This window comes from Niallia sp. FSL W8-1348 (genome assembly GCF_038006745.1).
GTDB classification, from domain to species: domain Bacteria; phylum Bacillota; class Bacilli; order Bacillales; family Cytobacillaceae; genus Niallia; species Niallia alba.
Window position 1 is genome coordinate 571,367 of record NZ_JBBOVV010000002.1, and the last position, 18,258, is coordinate 589,624.

The 18,258-nt window shown below is 35.3% G+C and carries 15 protein-coding genes; 1 reads left to right on the plus strand and 14 read right to left on the minus strand.

Going from position 1 to position 18,258, the window contains the following annotated elements:
• Positions 1-351 precede the first annotated feature (351 nt).
• The 11 genes from NST60_RS21280 to NST60_RS21330 form a co-directional block, all read right to left on the minus strand.
• Positions 352-1,131: a TerC family protein gene (locus NST60_RS21280; protein ID WP_016203124.1), complete on the minus strand. Its 780-nt coding sequence runs from the start codon at positions 1,129-1,131 to the stop codon at positions 352-354.
• 35 nt (positions 1,132-1,166) lie between these two features.
• Positions 1,167-1,748 (minus strand): TerD family protein, encoded by a 582-nt coding sequence (locus tag NST60_RS21285; protein WP_169188739.1) that lies wholly within the window; start codon positions 1,746-1,748, stop codon positions 1,167-1,169.
• 241 nt (positions 1,749-1,989) lie between these two features.
• Positions 1,990-2,589, minus strand: coding sequence for a YpjP family protein (locus NST60_RS21290; RefSeq protein WP_016203122.1), 600 nt, complete (start codon positions 2,587-2,589; stop codon positions 1,990-1,992).
• A 373-nt stretch (positions 2,590-2,962) separates the two neighbouring features.
• Positions 2,963-4,078 (minus strand): IS4 family transposase, encoded by a 1,116-nt coding sequence (locus NST60_RS21295; protein WP_169187985.1) that lies wholly within the window; start codon positions 4,076-4,078, stop codon positions 2,963-2,965.
• 207 nt (positions 4,079-4,285) lie between these two features.
• Positions 4,286-5,065: a class I SAM-dependent methyltransferase gene (locus tag NST60_RS21300; RefSeq protein WP_169188740.1), complete on the minus strand. Its 780-nt coding sequence runs from the start codon at positions 5,063-5,065 to the stop codon at positions 4,286-4,288.
• A 430-nt stretch (positions 5,066-5,495) separates the two neighbouring features.
• Entirely contained in the window at positions 5,496-5,930 is a 435-nt protein-coding gene (locus NST60_RS21305; RefSeq protein WP_016203120.1) for a BrxA/BrxB family bacilliredoxin, read from the minus strand.
• An 81-nt stretch (positions 5,931-6,011) separates the two neighbouring features.
• On the minus strand, positions 6,012-7,133 hold the full coding sequence (locus NST60_RS21310) for a conserved virulence factor C family protein (RefSeq protein ID WP_016203119.1): 1,122 nt from the start codon (positions 7,131-7,133) through the stop codon (positions 6,012-6,014).
• A 183-nt stretch (positions 7,134-7,316) separates the two neighbouring features.
• Positions 7,317-9,203, minus strand: a complete 1,887-nt coding sequence (locus NST60_RS21315; protein ID WP_341100095.1) for an ABC-F family ATP-binding cassette domain-containing protein — start codon at positions 9,201-9,203, stop codon at positions 7,317-7,319.
• Positions 9,184-9,840 (minus strand): HD domain-containing protein, encoded by a 657-nt coding sequence (locus NST60_RS21320; protein WP_169188743.1) that lies wholly within the window; start codon positions 9,838-9,840, stop codon positions 9,184-9,186. The genes NST60_RS21315 and NST60_RS21320 overlap by 20 nt, the downstream gene beginning before the upstream one ends.
• A gap of 150 nt (positions 9,841-9,990) precedes the next feature.
• Positions 9,991-10,851: an amidohydrolase family protein gene (locus tag NST60_RS21325; RefSeq protein ID WP_016203116.1), complete on the minus strand. Its 861-nt coding sequence runs from the start codon at positions 10,849-10,851 to the stop codon at positions 9,991-9,993.
• 16 nt (positions 10,852-10,867) lie between these two features.
• A complete protein-coding gene (locus tag NST60_RS21330) occupies positions 10,868-13,939 on the minus strand; it encodes a GNAT family N-acetyltransferase (protein ID WP_254415340.1) in 3,072 nt (1,023 codons plus the stop codon).
• A 318-nt stretch (positions 13,940-14,257) separates the two neighbouring features.
• Between NST60_RS21330 and NST60_RS21335 the strand changes: the two genes are divergently transcribed.
• A complete protein-coding gene (locus NST60_RS21335; RefSeq protein WP_016203115.1) occupies positions 14,258-14,845 on the plus strand; it encodes a MerR family transcriptional regulator in 588 nt (195 codons plus the stop codon).
• 80 nt (positions 14,846-14,925) lie between these two features.
• Here the strand turns inward: NST60_RS21335 and NST60_RS21340 are convergent, their stop codons facing one another.
• The 3 genes from NST60_RS21340 to NST60_RS21350 form a co-directional block, all read right to left on the minus strand.
• Entirely contained in the window at positions 14,926-15,405 is a 480-nt protein-coding gene (locus NST60_RS21340; RefSeq protein ID WP_169188745.1) for a glutathione peroxidase, read from the minus strand.
• Positions 15,406-15,417: 12 nt separating this feature from the next.
• Complete coding sequence (locus NST60_RS21345) at positions 15,418-15,954, minus strand: hypothetical protein (RefSeq protein WP_169188746.1); 537 nt, start codon at positions 15,952-15,954, stop codon at positions 15,418-15,420.
• 356 nt (positions 15,955-16,310) lie between these two features.
• Positions 16,311-17,999, minus strand: a complete 1,689-nt coding sequence (locus NST60_RS21350; protein ID WP_169188747.1) for a formate--tetrahydrofolate ligase — start codon at positions 17,997-17,999, stop codon at positions 16,311-16,313.
• Positions 18,000-18,258 lie beyond the last annotated feature (259 nt).

Below are 18,258 nucleotides of genomic sequence, written 5' to 3' on the forward strand. Positions count from 1 at the left end.
AGTTTGATTGCTGCCTATTACAGCATGTGAAGGTTTTTTACAAGGCAGGTATATAGGCGAAGGGTACAAATAAAAACTTTTTTCTTTTAATAGAAGGCTGACTTCTTATAGTTTGTTGCTATAACTGGAGTGAATACACTACACTTTCCATCGTGCGAGTGGTGCGTCTCTCCTCGACGCTCCTATCTCGCTAATCTTGCATGAGTCTATATGTATTCAGTCTGCTCCGTTTTTTCTTATTAGAGCCTTACTCCTATTTGACCAACAATCTTCTAAGAAACAGCCTAATAGAAAGAAGGATATTTCTAGTAGTAACGGTAACAAGCAACTAGAAATATCCTTAGGAATAGTTTAAGCTTCTCCTTGTTGTTCCGCTTTCTTTTTATTTCTAAAATGGACAATGAAAGTTGCACCAAATGCTAATACTAACAATCCGAAGAAATAAACATGATCGATGTGAATTTCAAAAACACTTAGTAACATCTTAACCGCAATAATTAAGATGAGGATGTAAGCTGTTGCTTCCAACTCGGGAATTTTATCAATTAATTTTAGGAAAACACCCGCTACACCACGCATCATAAGAACGCCAAGAATACCACCTAGTAATAACACCCAAACTTGGTTACTTACTCCAAATGCTGCTAAAACACTATCTACAGAAAAAGCAATATCCATTAATTCTACTGAAATTACGGTTCCCCAAAATAGACCAAATGTACGGATAAGAATCCCGTTTTTATTGATTCCTTTGTTGTCTTCTTCTTCTTCCGTTTGATTAGCTGCTTTTCTACGATCCACAAAATACTTAATAGCAAGATATGCTAAATATGCCGCTCCGAGTACTTTTACCCATGAGAATTCGATTAAATAAACACCAATACCTATAGCTATAAAGCGGAATAAATAAGCACCTAATAACCCATAAAATAATGCTTTTTTTCTTTGCTCTGGTGGTAAATGCTTAACCATAACAGCAAGCACTAATGCGTTATCAGCCGACAGCAACCCTTCTAATATTACAAGTGTTCCAATATAACCCCAGCTAACTGGGTCTGTTAATACCTCTCCCCACATTTGCCAGTTAAAAAACTGTGCATATGTATCAATAATCGTCTCAAATATTCCCATGAAACTTGTTTCCCCCTAAAATATGCTTAAAAATATTAGCCAATTTGCAGACCGAAGTCAGTTGCTAATGTGGCTAAACCGCCTTGGTATCCACTGCCAATGGCACTAAATTTCCACTCATTATTATGACGATATAATTCACCAACAACTAATGCTGTTTCGATGGAAAAATCCTCTCCTAAATCATATCGGATTAATTCTTCATTTGATTCTTCATTTAAAATACGGACATAAGAATTAGAAACTTGTCCAAAGTTTTGATTTCTATTTTCTCCATCATGGATTGTAATTGTAAAAGCAACACGTTGAATATTAGCAGGAATACCTTTTAAATCAACGATGATTTGTTCATCATCACCGTCCCCAGCTCCTGTACGATTGTCTCCTGAATGAACAATTGCTCCATTACCACCAGTTGGATTATTGTAAAAGACGAAATCTGCATCAGTTGTTACTTTTCCATTTTCTCCAAGTAAAAAAACAGATGCATCTAAATCAAAGTCATTTCCGCCATCATATTTATTTACATCCCATCCTAATCCGATAATTACTTTTGACAGACCTGGATTTCCTTTTGTTAAATCTACTTTTTGTCCTTTAGATAAACTAATTGCCATAATATTACTACCTCCAAATTTTTCAGTATAGTTTCTCTACGTAATCATATTAGAAAAAGTTTCATCTTCTTTTATCTTAGACTGCTTTCATATATTTTGTCATTTTTTTATGAAATTAAGCTAGAAATCATATTCCAGACCTTTCCTCTTCTTGCAACAGGAATAAGCATGTTTTGCTTCAATCCACTCTCAATTTAAAATATAATCACAGATCCAATCTTTTTGATAATAGTCTTTCCTTTTAACTCATCCACTTTGGCGGAGTATTTTTATTCCAATATATTTCTCCAAGTGTATAGTGAGTTTGGAATTGATCATGATACGTATGATAATGGAAGTTAAAATAATACCCTTCCTGTGGGGGGCGATCCCTTCTTACATGAAAACGGATAATATCCTCATATTCTCTTGTTATGTGAAAGATTCGTTCACTTGTACCAGATGATGGAATTTCTGTGACCGTTAAATAGCTTAATTCTTCTTCTGGAAAAATACTTGTTACTTCATTAATTGCTTTTTCCATATTAGGGAGAACGACTAAGCGAAACTCATCTTCAATTACTGGTTTAATCTTTGGTCCAAATTTTAAATAGCTTTGTTCTTCCGCTTCTTTCATCATTTTGCTAATAAAAGCTTCTCGTGTGAAGTATTCTTCTGTACTATCTGTCAATACAGCTTCTTCTTCCACACTTTCTCTAGCAAAAGGCATTTCTCTTTCATCAATTGGTTTTTTGTCATTATCGTTATTATTATTAAAAAAAGTAGCCGGTGATGGAGAAACAAGACCAAAAGTTAAAATAGAAACAAATACGACCAGGCTTTTACGAATCCAATTAGGCATTTATTACACCTCGCTTTCCGTTCATCCTGATGATTTTGAATATGTAATAAAGTGAAAATTCCATCAGTGGGGGTTTTTCTTCATCTCTCACTGATGGTTAGTTGAACCAATCAGACCTTTACGGACAGTTGATCTCCCACTTATCTTCCTCGTATTCTCATAAGTTTGAGGGGGGGGAGTCTTACTGTCCGTTAAGAGTGGGATAAAAATTATTAATAGTTTAACACTAGTGTTGCATAAATAGTGTCATAATTTTCAGTTTACTCACCTTCCCTGTTTAGAGGCAAAAAAGTAAATACCCAATCAAAGGTGGCCCCATCCATTTGGAAATTTATTTACAATTAGACTTTTGCAACGACGACAATTTGCATATTTAAGGGATGGCTTTTCCTTCAATCTTTCGAAGCCAAACATTCGCTGGTTTCCACAATGCAGCCCTTAGATAACGGCTAATCTGTAAGGTTTTTCGCTTGCTTCTGGTCTCGATTTGCACGAGAACATGTAGGCAAAAAACAATTAGTGCGATAAATACTTGATTTTGAATCGCCCATTCGCTTTGACCGTAGAACTTTTTGATGCTGAGATGTTGTTTGATCCATTTAAAAAACAGCTCAATTGCCCACCGTGATTTATACATTTCTGAAATTTCTTCGGCGCTTAAATCAAAACGATTTGTAATTAAATGAAGTTCATTTCCTTTTGAGTCCATCACTTTTAGAAGCCGAAAGTAATTTTCAGCACGGTTTTGAGTCGTACCTATCAACACCATTTGGTCTGATAAAACAGCTGTATCCTTGGGTAGCTTAAAATCGTAAACGTTCCGTATGACTGCATTTTTGCGTAGCCGTGAAAGAAAGAAGTAGCCATCATCAGTCATGCGATCAAAGCGCTCGTAGTCTAGATAACCACGGTCAAACACATACATGCATTCCTTGTCATCCACCATGATTTCAAGCTGACCACGGTCATGTTCTTTTGCCGTTGTCATAACGGCCTTTTCAGGATAGGATATACCCTTTTCCATAAACACAAGGCGCAAATGTAACTTTACACCTGCTTTTGTTTTGCGGAATTTAGCCCATTTATGATTGGTCAAATTAAGTGGCAATGTGCTTGAATCAATGATTTTTAACGGCATCACGAGTTTCGTGTAATGCGTTTTGGCATGAATTTGTGACACTAAATCAAGGAAAAGCCTTTGAAATAGATCAGGGTTTATGCCGTTTAACCGCCGTGACAACTGAGAAATACTAATAGAATCAAGGTCTATCCCTTTTTGAAGCTGGTCATCGAAAAGACAATCACCCAGCGCATGCAGACTTTCAATTTCTTGTAGCTGCGCAAAAAGTAGTAATTTTAGAAATGACTCTGTCGTTAATTTTTTCGTATAGTAATCTAATTTCATCGTTTTCACGTTTTCTTCAAATAATTGAAGATTTATAGGTGAAAACCATTGTCCAAATGAAGTTTTTCGTGTAATCTTGTCCATGTGATGGTCCTTTTTTAGTGGATTTGGACGGGTTACCACCTGACTAATCCATTATAAAGGACTTTTTCTTTGCGCAAAATAATAATATTGAACATTTTGAGTATTTTTAATAGTGAATTTAAATTAATGCAACACTAGTGATAGTTTAAGTATATATTATTTACTAGTATATCTTCTACTATTATCCTATATATATAGATTATTTTTTCATTGTTCATTTTTTAGCCAAATTCCATAATGAAATTTTGCTGTTTTACGTTTTTGCTGCTCAAATTGGAACTGCTCAAATCTCCTGCTTCTAAAATGATCTTTCAATACTACTCTCTCTTTTGCAGCACGCTTTGCATGATGGATTATTTCTTCTCTTAACTCTTCATAATGGGCTAGTTTTTTTAAAGGATGGATTCCAGCAGATGAAATAGTTTCTTCAAACATGGGATCAAAATAGACACAATCTATACTATTATCTTCTTTTTTGATTAGCACATCTAACGCATTGGAATGCTTCACTACTATCCTTCGCATCGCTTCATCTATTGCAGAGTGATTTGTCTCCCATTCTTTTAACCCCGTTTCCACCAGAAATGCAATCACATTGTTTGCTTCTACCCCCTCTACATAGCCATTACTTCCCACTGCAAAACTTGCAACAATGCTATCGGAAGCAAGACCTAAAGTACAATCTAAAAAACTATTTCCTTTTTTTAAATTGCTTGCTGTGATAAATGGATCTGATTCCTTTTTTATTAGTCTTTTAATTCGAAACACAGCTGAATTTGGATGAAAAAAGAATGGTTGTGCTATATCAAATGGATAAAATTCAAAACGATTTTTTCCGATAACAAGGATATCTGACTGATATTGTAGTTTTAAGTAGTCGATAGATACTTTTTCTCTAACTACAAATTTGCAGTTAAATTCAGCTGCAATTCTTTTTGCAAGCATCTGCATTTCATTATTTGTTCTACCTGCGGTTGTTACAAGCATGTTTTTTCTCCTAAATTCTTTATAATACAGATTTTTAACGGAATGTTAAAACCGTTCTTATTGTTTGTTGAAAGTAGATGTTTTAAATGAAATTTTGCATTATTATCAAGTCATTCAAATATTCCAGAGAACTCTTATCTATATCCTACTAATATAGAGGGCACTGAAAAACTGGCTAGTTAATGATGATGGACAATAGCCACTTTTTAAACATAAGATGAGGGATTGGTTTTCCGAGGCGTCCGCTCGCTTTCCATGGGGCGAGCGCCAAGCCTCTCCAAACCAACCTTATTTTCACTTTCAAATATGCTTGCTCTTCATTTCGTTCGAAAAAAAAAAACTTTTTCAGTGGCTCACTAATATACAATAAGAGTCTAAAAAGAAAGTTCATGAAAAAAAGGTAAACCCTTTTTCCATGAACTATTTTTGTTTAGCAATATTGTTCAAAAGCTGATACTAGGTTTTCCATTATTGCTTCCATTGTATTTCCTTCAATATCGTAGCGATGAATGAAATGAACGACTTGATTATCTTTAATTAATGCCATTGATGGAGAAGATGGCTCGATATCACCGAAGAATTCACGCATTTTTGCTGTTGCTTCTTTTTCTTGACCAGCAAACACTGTTACTAATTGATCTGGTTTCTTTTCTGAAGCAAGCACTGCTTGTGTAACAGCTGGTCTTGCTAAACCTGCAGCACAGCCACAAACTGAATTAACGACTACTAAAGAAGTTCCTTTGTTTGTTTCGATAAATTGCTCCACTGCTTCTTCTGTTAGCAATTCTTCAAAACCCGCTTGTGTTAGTTCTGCTCTCATCGGTTTTACCACTTGTTTCATATACTCATCATATGCCATTGACATACTAAATCCCTCCAATATCCGTGTTATTATATCCCATTAATATACATTAGAAATGGTCTTCCTGCAATCTTTTAAACCTGTTTATTTTCTTGCTTCCGTCATCTGTTTCCATACAGACCCCTTCGCTTCTTCCCCTAATTCGATTCGTTCAATTGCCAATTTTATTTGCAAGCTAACTTCAAATTCCGGATCATTTTCATGTACTTTTAATGCCGGAAGGGCTCTTTCATCCCCAACTTCATATAAGAACATCGCTGCTCTCCATCGAACAATCTTGCTTTTATCATCTAGTGCTTGCATCATTTCTTCCATCGCTTCAGGAAATCCTAAATCGGACAAACAATCGCCTGCTGTTCGTCGTACAGTTACTGTTTTATCCTTCAAAGCTTTGTATAAAGAAGGAAGAACGGCAGTATCCTCAATCATGCCTAGGTAAACAGTTGCAAGTCTGCGAATAGATGGTTTTTCATCATCCAGTGCTTTCGTTAAAACGGAGATATCATCTACTGTAGGATCTTCGCTTTGTTCTAGTTTTTGATATCGAACTTTCCAATCAGGATCTTCTAAATCTGCAAAAGTTAGTTTAGTTCTAACTCGTATAGGTTTTTCGCTTGCTTCTGTTTGTGGATTTTTAGCATGTTCAATAATTGCATTAATCCTCTCTTGTGGATATGCAGCAACGAGTTCTTCAATCATAACATTACCAATTTCCTCAAATTCCCCATATCGCACGCCAAAATCTTTCCATTTTCTTGTCATCACAACATTATCTTCAGGAGTACGCACTGCTGAAACGGCTTGTATAAATAGTTCAGGTAAGCCGAATCTTCTTTCTTCATTGCCATCTGATAATTTAATTTGCATTGGTATACCTTTATACATTTGAACTTGAACGTTGATTTCTCCGAAGTGCTCATTTATCTCTTGCACTTCCTCAGCAGCTTCGTCCTCCCCAAAGACATTGCGCACTTTTGAAAGTAATTCCTTCCAATCATAGCGGGCATTTCTTTCCACTGCTAGAAAATCAGCTACATGATAGACACCTTTAATTCCTTCAATAGAAAGGATATTTTGAATTAATTCTGGTGCTTCCGATGAATTATCTCCCTTATAATTATTACTCTTTCCCATTGGCAACTCTTGGTCTAAGTTAATTTTCATAGTATTTGGACTTGGTGTTGGTTCAATAGAAATAATTCTCATAATCCATCCCCCTCTTCTTACAACACTTATATTATCATGATTTATTCCTTTTCTTAAAAGAAATAGCTTTCGTATTGTCTTTTTTCGCCATGATATAATGCTTACCAAAACTCCATTACCTTTTTTGTATAAGCAATCAAATGAGTACTAGCATACTGAAGACATTTTGTAAGTAAATAACTCTTACGACATATCGGCTATTTCGGATAAATAACTCCATCGCTCAATAAGATGTTCTAATTTCTCATTTAACTGTTCTTGTTCTTTCATTAATTGAGCAGCTTTTTCAAAATCACTGCCTGTTTCGGCTAGTTCTGTTTCGATGCTTGCTAGTCGCTCTTCTACGTTTTCAATGTCCTGGTCAATGGATGCCCATTCTCGCTGTTCGTTATAGCTAAGCTTTACTTTTTTCTCTTTTGGTTCCTTTCTTTGAACTGGTGTTTCCGATTTTTCTTTTATTTGTTGTTCTTCTTTTCTTTCTACCTCTAAATATTCACTATAATTTCCATAATATGTGTCTATTACACCATTTCCCTTTAAAATCAACAGCTGTTCGGCAACTTTATCGAGGAAATAGCGATCATGGGATACAGAAATAACGACTCCTTTGAAGTCATCTAAGTAATCTTCAAGCACCATTAGAGTTTGTGTATCCAGATCATTTGTCGGCTCATCTAATAAAAGAACATTTGGTTCCCCCATAAGTATTTTTAATAAATAAAGTCGTCGTCTTTCTCCTCCAGATAACTTTCCGATAATAGTACCATGTGTATGGGGAGGAAATAAAAATCTTTCCAGCATCTGTGCAGCTGTAATCACTTTACCGTCTGATGCCTCGATTATTTCTGCTGTTTCTTTTAGATATTCAATCATTCTTTTAGAAGTATCCATATCTTCACTTTCTTGCGTATAGTAGGCAACTTTTACGGTTTGCCCAATCACTCTTTCACCAGAATCAAGTGATATCTTGCCTGCTAATACATTTAAGAAAGTTGATTTACCCGTTCCATTTTTACCGATTATCCCAATTCTATCTCCCGGTTTTACAAGTAAATTAAAGTTATCCAAAATAATTTTATCCTCAAAATATTTGCTTGCGTCAACCAATTCAAAGACTTGTTTTCCTAATCTACTTCCTTTAAGGGAGATATCCAGTTTGTCTTTTGCTTTAACATTAGCCAATGTATCATCCAAAGCATCAAACCGTTGAATTCTTGCTTTTTGCTTTGTAGAACGTGCTTTTGCTCCTCTTCTAATCCATTCTAATTCTCTTCTAAATAAATTCTTTTGTTTGTCAATCGTCGCTGCTTCATTTTCTTCCCGAATAGCTTTCGCTTGTAAAAAATCACCGTAGTTTCCTTTATAGCTATAGAGATTTCCTCCATCGAGTTCAAACATTCTATTTGTGACACGATCTAAAAAATACCGATCATGTGTTACTAATAAAAGCGCACCAGTATATCTGCTTAAATAGTCTTCCAACCATTTAACAGCCTCAAAATCAAGATGGTTTGTTGGTTCATCTAAAATTAGTAAATCTGGCTCTTGAATAAGAACTTGCGCTAAAGCTACTCTTTTCTTTTGCCCCCCTGACAATTCTCCAACTTTCTTTTCAAAATTAGTAATTCCTAACTTCATTAGTACAGTTTTTGCATTTGTATGAACTTCCCAGCCATTTAAGGCATCCATTCTTTTTTGCAGATCAAACAGCCTTTCATGAAGCTGATTGTTTTCCGGATCATTGTTGATTTCTATTAATATCGCTTCGTACGCTTTAATTAGTGATAACACTGGCGCATCACCAGCATATACTTGATTTAAAACAGTAAGCTCAGGGCTTAGTTCCGGACTTTGTGCAGAATAGGCAATCCGATAATCTTTCGGTGCTATTATTTCTCCTTCATCTGGAAGATCAATACCAACAACGATTTTTAATAAAGAAGATTTTCCAGTACCATTTATGCCAATTAAACCGACACGTTCCTTTTCACTTATCGAAAAGGAAATGTTTTCAAATAATTTTTTCTCTCCATATGTTTTTGTTACATTTTCAATTAAAATACTTTTCATCTTGTACATTCCATTCTTTATAAAATTCTTGTAGAAAACTTTCCATAAACAGATGCCTTGCTTCTGCGATTTTTCTAGCACTATCTGTATGTAAAAGGTTTTTGATTTTTAATAGCTTCTCATAGAAATGATGAATGGATGAAGAGTTATTTTTCCGATATTCCTCTTCTGTCATCTTTTGTCTTATCGATAAGGAAGGATCATAAATAGGACTTCCTACGCTTCCACCGTAAGCAAATGTTCTAGCAATACCAAGTGCTCCGATTGCATCTAATCGATCAGCATCTTGAACTATTTTTGCATCTAGGCTTTCGGGAAATATCCCATTTCCCCCTTTGAAACCAACCGATGATATGATGGTGATAATCTGCTCCTTCTCGTGATTATCTATCGAAATACATGCTAGAATGTTAGCCAACTTCTGTTGACCCTCTTCTTTTGAATTATTTAATTTTTCATCTGAAATATCATGTAATAACGCGGCAAGCTCGATTGACCTGGAATAGCCATTTCCCTCTTTTTCGGAGAGCAATAAAGCCATTTTCCGAACTCTATCAACATGATACCAGTCATGGCCGCTTGTATCTTTTTCCATCTCTAGTTTCACCAATTTTTCTACTTTGGTAATAATATTCATTTCATTTCACATCCAGCAATCCTATTATGAACATATTGTATCATGAAAACTAGTTTTTCGAATAAGAAAGAGTGTCACACTCCATATACAAAAAGCCAAGTCGGAACTGTTTCACCATTCCAACTTAGCTTTTTCATCTCTATTAAAACCTTATTCTGTGCTTATAAAAGGTTTTATTTTGGGAAATACTTTCAATGCTGTTCGATAAAATACATCCTCATGATAAACTTCAGGTATTAGCTTTCTAACAAAGTTGATATATGGAGCAAATGGAGCTAGCGGCCAATCTGTGCCGAAAAGCAGCTTATCATATGAATGAGAAAAAACGAGGGCATGGCGCAAATGGTCAAGAAAAATCCCTTCATGAGCCTCTTCCAGTTCTTTCTCTGTTCCAACGATTAAACCAGATAAATCTGCATACACATTTGAATTTTTATAAATTATTTCGGCACCAGTCAATGTCCATGGATCACCAAAATGGGCCATCATGAAATTAACATCACGGTGCTTAACAGCCACTTCGTCAATAGCTAAAGGATGAGCATATTTTAAAAATCCTCTCTCCGAATAAGTATCTCCTGTATGAAAAACGACTGGTAATTGATACTTCTCTGCAAGTTTGTATACTGGTTCATACACTTCATCATAAGCATAAAACGGATAATAGCCTAAATAAATTTTAATTCCAACCACATTCGGCTTTTGAATCTCAATCTCAAGCCTTTCCTGTGCCGACACATCCATATCATATGGATTTATGCCAGCACAATAGACTACATTTTCAGGAATCAATAAATCTAAATCTAGCCCCATCGGTGTTTGTGCATGATAATCAGGAAAACCCATCTGTGGAGTTTCTGTAACCCCCATTCCAATCGCAAGGACAATATTAGCATCCTTCATTTCTTTTTTAATTCCTTCATAACTATAATCTACAAAAGAAAGATTCTTCGCCGTATCTTTAAACGATTCTATACTTGAGTAATGTATATGGGCATCAATTATTTTCATCCATGTATTCCCTTTCTTAAAATCCTATTCTTCTCACTTGATCAACTAAAGATGGAGAAATTTCTTCTTTTGTAAACAATAAATAGTTTGGTTCTGTGAGTAAGCGATTATTTGTTCTTTTACATTTAGCAAAGGAAATCAACTGTATCGCATCCTTATTACTATAAAACTCTATATCTCTTGATTGATCACTTGCGATATAGTAAAGCTTTTCTGCTCCTAGCGATAAATAGTAATGATCCTTTATATTGACTTCTTGTTCTTCGTCAGCCACCATAAATTGTTTATTTCTCACTTTATCATCTTTAATATGGAGCACACTTTTTTCCTGTTCGTTACAGGTTATAAACAGGTTTGTATGCCAATTCTCCTCTGCCATTCGATTGCCCGCATCATCTATTATTTCTACAAAAGTTATAAGTAAAGGTAAGCCTTGCATTGTGACAAAATATTGAACATACTTAAGTCCCTTCCATTTATGATGATGCTGAATTGTTGTTACTAGCTTCAAACCTGACCATTCATTTTGATGAATATCCTTTAAACTAGTAAACTCACAAGTTGTCACTTCCTTTAATAAGGAAAATGCATTTAAATCCGGTGGTCCATTTTTTATGCCGCCACCCCATGGGTTCCACCAGCTTTTTGCAATAGGTTTAGGAAAGGAATGGTCTAGCCATTGTTTCCCATTTACTTCTAGTGAATAAACACCTGGATAATAATCAGGAGAAGCTTTAAAAGACACTATCCCGTTTGAAACACGATAAACAGTTAATCCTTCTTCTTCTAAACTTTCTGTTGTAATATCCCTTTCACTTGGCACAAAAAACAAACCATCTGTGTCTATTTCCTTTGTCGGCAAGGAAATAGTTGTTTGAATTTTATTTATACCTGTCTGAACAGCATTCTGGGGCATGATTTGGTATATTTCCGATTCCTCTGAATTAATCGGGAATGGATCTTCTTGCTTTTCATTAATAGTAATTGCCATATCTCCATTTAACGGTTGATTTCTAAAGGTTTTCACCTTTACTTTCAAGTCATTATGTTTATTTAAAATAAGATTTCCTTCGTTAAACTCAACTACCGTTTCCTGGACAACCGTGCTTTCTCGCTCTCTCATCATTCCTTCAGAAGCTAACTCCCACTGTTGCCATTTACGATAAGCGCCGATGTTCAAACAAATAGGTGAAAAATCGAATGATTCATTCATTCTGAGCTCGCGAGTAGACTCGATATGCATTTTCCAATTGTCCATTTTGATGTGGGCATCTTTATCCCATGCGACTCCAAATGGAATAGAGCCTTTAGAAGAAAAATACCAATTTCCTGTTATATCTTTCGAGTTTAATTCAAATGGAAGTACGGTATTCCATTCATTAAAGAAAACAACTCTACCATTTATAGGAAAATATAGATTCTGCCAAGAATCATAAAATGTTTCCTGTAAGCTAACTTCCTTTTTTACCAAGCTATTATTAGTAACCGTTACCCAACGTTTAATAAAACCTTCTGCGAATAGTTGATTCGTTAGAATAATATCCATACCAGGATAGTCACTAGACTTAAAGAATAGCTTTAAAGCAATACTATTCCCAGTTTTTGCTGTACTCACCTGATAAGGTTTTTGTTTAGACAACTCATTTGAAAAAGGTTTACCAATGGATGGTGCAAATATAGCAAAGTCTGTATCTACAATTTCCGTCGTTTGGTCTACTTTATTTATCGAAAATTGATGTGGACCATTGTATACCTTCCAATTCTTATCATTTTCAACGATAAACTGTTCTCCAATTCCCTTTAAGCCAATGCTAATTTCTTTTTCGATCGTTAATACTTCCTGCTCAACTTCAAAAATTTCACATGTAAACCTTTCTTTAAAACTACCACAATTTTTCACTCGGACTGGAATTCGTATCCATTTTTTCTCTTTTTTTGCTAGTGTGAAAGTAAACTTATCACCCGTAAAATGCAAGTGCTCATTCGTTGGAATGGTAAGTCTTCCGGTAATGTCTTTATCTAAATTGTTTTTTACCTCTAAATCTAAATAAGTATTCATTCCTTTAGCTAAAATAGCCTCTATTTCCTTTGTCTCTATAGAAAGTGGCGATTTAGGTAAGACTCCTACTTGTAAACTAGTCTTCATACCATTTATGCTGAGAGCAACTTTTAATACTGGAAACGTTTTTCCTTCCACAGGTTCTACCCCTTCTGCTATCACAAAAGACGCTGGAAAGGATAGTTCTTCGTTCGCCTTTACCTCTATTGTTTTAGAAAAACTGCATTGAATTCTGCCATGGTTTTCTGCCAAAGCTTGCAGAGAAACGAGATTTGTCGTCTTATTTTTTATTTTTAAATAGACTTGATGCTCTATTTCTTCTATACATTCATGATTTTTCATTGTTAATTCAATCTGAAAATCTTTTGTTTCAATAGAGCTGATCCCTCTACCTGTCTTTTCAAATTTTACAATAACGGATTCCTGCTCTTTTTGCCAAATATATTCATAATGGGTAAAGCCATTTTCCAACACTCCATCTGGCTTTATATCCAGATTTCTTTGCAAATCTGCATACCAGTCCATCTCTTTTAAATAATGATTTAGTAAATCATCATTTCTAACTGTTGGGATGAAATTCATTAAGTGTGTGTATTTGTCATTATCCTCCCAAAAGAAACCGCATCGTTTATACAACGGAACCGCCTTTAAATTACCTGCCCATGTATATAAATCTAGCCTCGGCCATTTTTGCTCTATCGCCACATTAAGGGCATGTAATAATAATTTTTTTCCTACTTTCTTGCCATGTAAGTCTGGACGAACATTTAACAAGGGGACATACAATGCTCCTACATCTTCTTTATAAACAGAAAGTCCACAATATCCGACTACTTCCTCTCCAAGAACCGCTAAGAAAGTATCAAGATTATCTGAGCTTTGCTGTTGATCACGCACTTGTTCTTCTGTTTTTCCTGTTCCTCCCCATGAATCTTTACTCTTCATCCACATATCCGCCACATTACGAGCCAATCCATCGTGATAGCTGACAATTTTTATTGTTTGTGAATCTTCTTGTACTTTTTCCACTAAGAACCCTCATTCCTCTTATTTTGAATTTTTGTTTGTACATTAACTTCTTTATTATGTTTCATAGCTATCTCCTCCTTCCTCAATTATAGGAATGTTTTTCCAACGCTCCGTTTCTATCGTATTATTATTAAGAATTTTTGTAAAGATATCGCAATAATAATTTTTCTAATAATTTAAATGATAATCCAACAAAACTAGACAAAGGTCGTCAAAGGATTTTTTTTGTCTATCTAGAAATTTATACATACAAGTCTTTTAAACGTCCTTCTAGCCAATGGTTTAGTATCAATTATTTATTATTGAGGGGTGTATAAAATGTTAAGTGTACAAACAAAAGAACTTTCTATTAAAGAAGAAAAATTATTAAGTGTGAAAGAAGCGGCAGAATATATTGAAGAAGGTCCTGGGGTTGTACGAAACTGGTTACGAGAATTAAAAACGCTCATTCCCGTCGTTATTGGCGAAAATGGCTATCGATATTTTGACCAAAAAAGCTTGGATATTTTAGTCAAAGTAAAACAAATGCGTAATGAAAAACAAATGTCTCTAAGACAAATTGAAGATGAGCTTACAAGTCCTGTTCCCGCCTCTATCCCAATTGCCACGGATGCCACGGAAAAAATTCTTCAGGATTTACAAACAATCAAAGAAGAATTGGAACTTCAAAAAAATTTCAATCAAGTTTTAGTCCAGCAATTAAAAAAGCAACAGGAACATATTGAACGTCAGCAGGAACATATTGAAAGCCAAGAAAAACAAATTGCATTTTTAGAAAATCCAGTAGTTCTAGAAGGAAAAGAAGAAAATCTAGCTAAATCGAGAAAAACGAAACAATCAATAGTGAGTGAAAAAGAAACAAAGCAGAAAAAAAGCGGCTTTATTCGCCTTTTCTCCTATCGTTAATGGTTTTAAAAAAGGGAATCTAGTATCATTTTTAGTGAAATAAGCTTGTTCACTAAAAATGATTAGACTCCCTTTTTATATTAGTTCAATAGCTTTTCGATATCCTTTATTATTTCTGAAGGCTTCGTACTTGGTGCATACCGTTCGTGCACTTTTCCATTTTGATCAATTAGAAACTTTGTAAAATTCCATTTAATCGCTTTTACACCTAATGCTCCAGGTGCTTCTTTTGTTAAAAATTGATATAGTGGATCTGCCTCTTTGCCATTTACATCAACTTTTGCAAACATCGGAAAGGTTACACCAAAGTTTATTTCACAAAATGTTTTAATCTCTTCATTTGTTCCAGGATCTTGATTCATAAACTGATTGCTCGGGAAACCCAACACGGAAAAGCCCTTTTCTTTATATGCTTGATACAGCTCCTGCAATTCTTTAAATTGGGGAGTGAACCCGCATTTACTTGCTGTATTTACAATTAATAAGACTTTTCCTTTATAATCACTTAATGAGCGCAATTCTCCATCCATCGTTTTTACTTCGAAATCATAAATGCTCATACAACATTCTCCTTATACAGTTAATAATGAATCATGAGATTGCAACGAATGTAACGTTTTTTCCATAAATTCCATCATGGTTATCATATCATCAATCTGTTCTTCTGTAATTAAGCGTTTAAAATCAATGGTAATATGATTATGGACAATATCATCAGAATCAAGGGGATAGAAACTAACTTCTTGGATGATCTTCATGTCCTTTCCCCAAATATCTTCTAATGTATGCTGTAACAGTGTATAAATCTCTGTGTCCTTTTTATGTTTTAAAAATAGATGAATATAGATGGAAGCACCAATTAAACTTTTCTTATTTTTAGTAGCTAAAAGTTCTGCCGATAAATTATGTAAATCAGCAAATAATTCAAACATTACTTTTGCATTTTGTTGATTTTTCAATCGAAATGTTATTGTATACTTCCTTGCGAGTTTACTACTGTTAAATAAATCATTACGATCTAGGACGATGATATCCCCATCCAAATCGCGGTCATAAATAAGACCTTCCATCACTGTTCTCATATTTTCAAAGGCAGTGGGATCAAACATTCTTTTTTCTCCTTTGCTTTTTCCTATTGAAAGAATACCGATCTTTTAGAAAGGCTGTTTTCGTAAAGTTTGTTGCGATTACCCACAGCCGGAATACACTTCGCTTTCCGTGGGGGTGGGGCTCGCGCTGAGTCTCCTCAGCTTCGCCTCCGGGGTCTCAGGCTGTCTCGCTAATCCCCGTGGCGTCTTCGTATATTCCGGCTGCTCCATTTTTCCAACTAATTCTTTTTTTCTATTGAAAAAACAACAATCCTTTAGAAAACAGGCTGCCTATAAAAGCGCAAGCCTTTTACTTACATATAAAAGAAATCTCTTACATTGTGGGTATATAATCCTTGCGCTTTACTTTGACTATTTTAAAATAATCCTACCGCTTTTCCATCTTCATCAACGTCCATGTTTAAAGCAGCTGGTTTTTTTGGTAAACCAGGCATTGTCATGACATCTCCAGTAAGGGCTACGAGAAATCCTGCGCCAATAGAAGGCTTAAACTCACGAATCGTAATCGAAAACCCTTCTGGTCTGCCGATTAATGACGGTTCATCAGATAAGGAGTATTGTGTCTTCGCCATGCAAATAGGGAGATTACCCCAGCCGAATTTTTCAAAGTCAGCAATTTGTTTCTTTGCTTTAGAAGAATATTCCACTCTATTCGCTCCATAAATTTTGGTGGCAATCGCAAGAATCTTTTCTTCTATTGTGGATTCAAGAGAATATAAGTTTTGGAATGTATGTTCGTTCTTTTCCAAAATAGCTAATATCTTTTGAGCAAGTTCTAAGCCACCTTCTCCACCTTTTTCCCATACTTCTGTTAAAGCAACGGGAATGTTTGCTTGTTCACATAGCTCTTTCAACACGTTAATTTCTGATTCTGTATCTGTTATAAATTTATTAATGGCTACAACAAATGGTAAGCCGAATTCCTTAATACTCTCCACATGCTTCTGCAGGTTTGCAAAACCAGTTCGAAGTGCTTCGGTATTTTCCATGGCAAGTTCTTGTTTAGAAACTCCTCCATGCATTTTTAACGCTCGAATCGTTGCAACTATCACAACAATTTCAGGATTTATCTCTTTATTTCTCGACTTAATATTTAAAAATTTCTCTGCCCCTAAATCTGCTCCAAATCCAGCTTCTGTTACTACATAATCTCCTAATTTTACCGCAGCAGTTGTCGCAATAACACTATTGCAGCCATGGGCAATATTCGCAAATGGACCACCATGAATAATAGCTGGAGAATGTTCGATCGTTTGAACTAAATTTGGTTTAATTGCATCTTTAAGTAGTAAAGTAAGTGCTCCTTCAACTTTCAAATCTCCAACTGTCACAGGAGCTTTATCTATATTATAGGCAACGACCATTCGTGATAATCGAGTTTTTAAATCATTAATATCGGATGCCAAACATAATACGGCCATAATTTCAGAAGCAACGGTAATGTCAAAGCCATCTTCCCTTGGTACTCCTTGTAATGGACCACCTAACCCGATAACTACTTTTCTTAGAGCCCGGTCGTTTAAATCCACAGCTCTTTTCCATACGATTCTGCGCTGATCAATACGGCATTCATTCCCTTGGTGAATATGGTTATCTATTAAAGCTGCTAAAGCATTATTTGCCGTTGTAATGGCATGAAGATCTCCAGTGAAATGCAGGTTTATATCCTCCATTGGAAGCACTTGTGCCTTTCCGCCACCAGCTGCTCCTCCTTTTATGCCCATTGTTGGACCTAAGGAAGGTTCTCTCATCGCAATAACTGCTTTTTTATGTAATTTATTCAATGCATCACCTAAACCAACTGTAACGGTCGATTTCCCTTCTCCTGCGGGAGTTGGGTTAATAGCTGTCACAAGGATAAGTTTACCTGCTTTATTCTTTTTCAAAGTATTTAATGTATCTGCAGAAATTTTCGCTTTATATTTTCCATATAATTCAATATCATCGTCTGATAAGCCAAGTTTCTCGGCAATATGTATAATTGGTTTCATTACTGCTTGTTGAGCAATTTCGATGTCAGATTTCATTTTCGTCTTTACCTCCATGATTTTCCTCCTGCAATTTCAACCTTCAATTAGTATTGTACAATAAAAGAGACGTTATAAGTACACGTTTCGACAAAATCCTTCTACGCTCTCTTCAATTAGTTCCCAATCCTTATTTATTTCTACTAGCAATCTCCTTATAATTTTCTATAAAGTGAAACTTCCAACAGTTGGGGTTTTTCCTTCTTCCCCCACTGATGATTAGTTGAACCAATCGAGGCTTTACGGACAGTTAATCACACCAAACTTCCTCGTATTC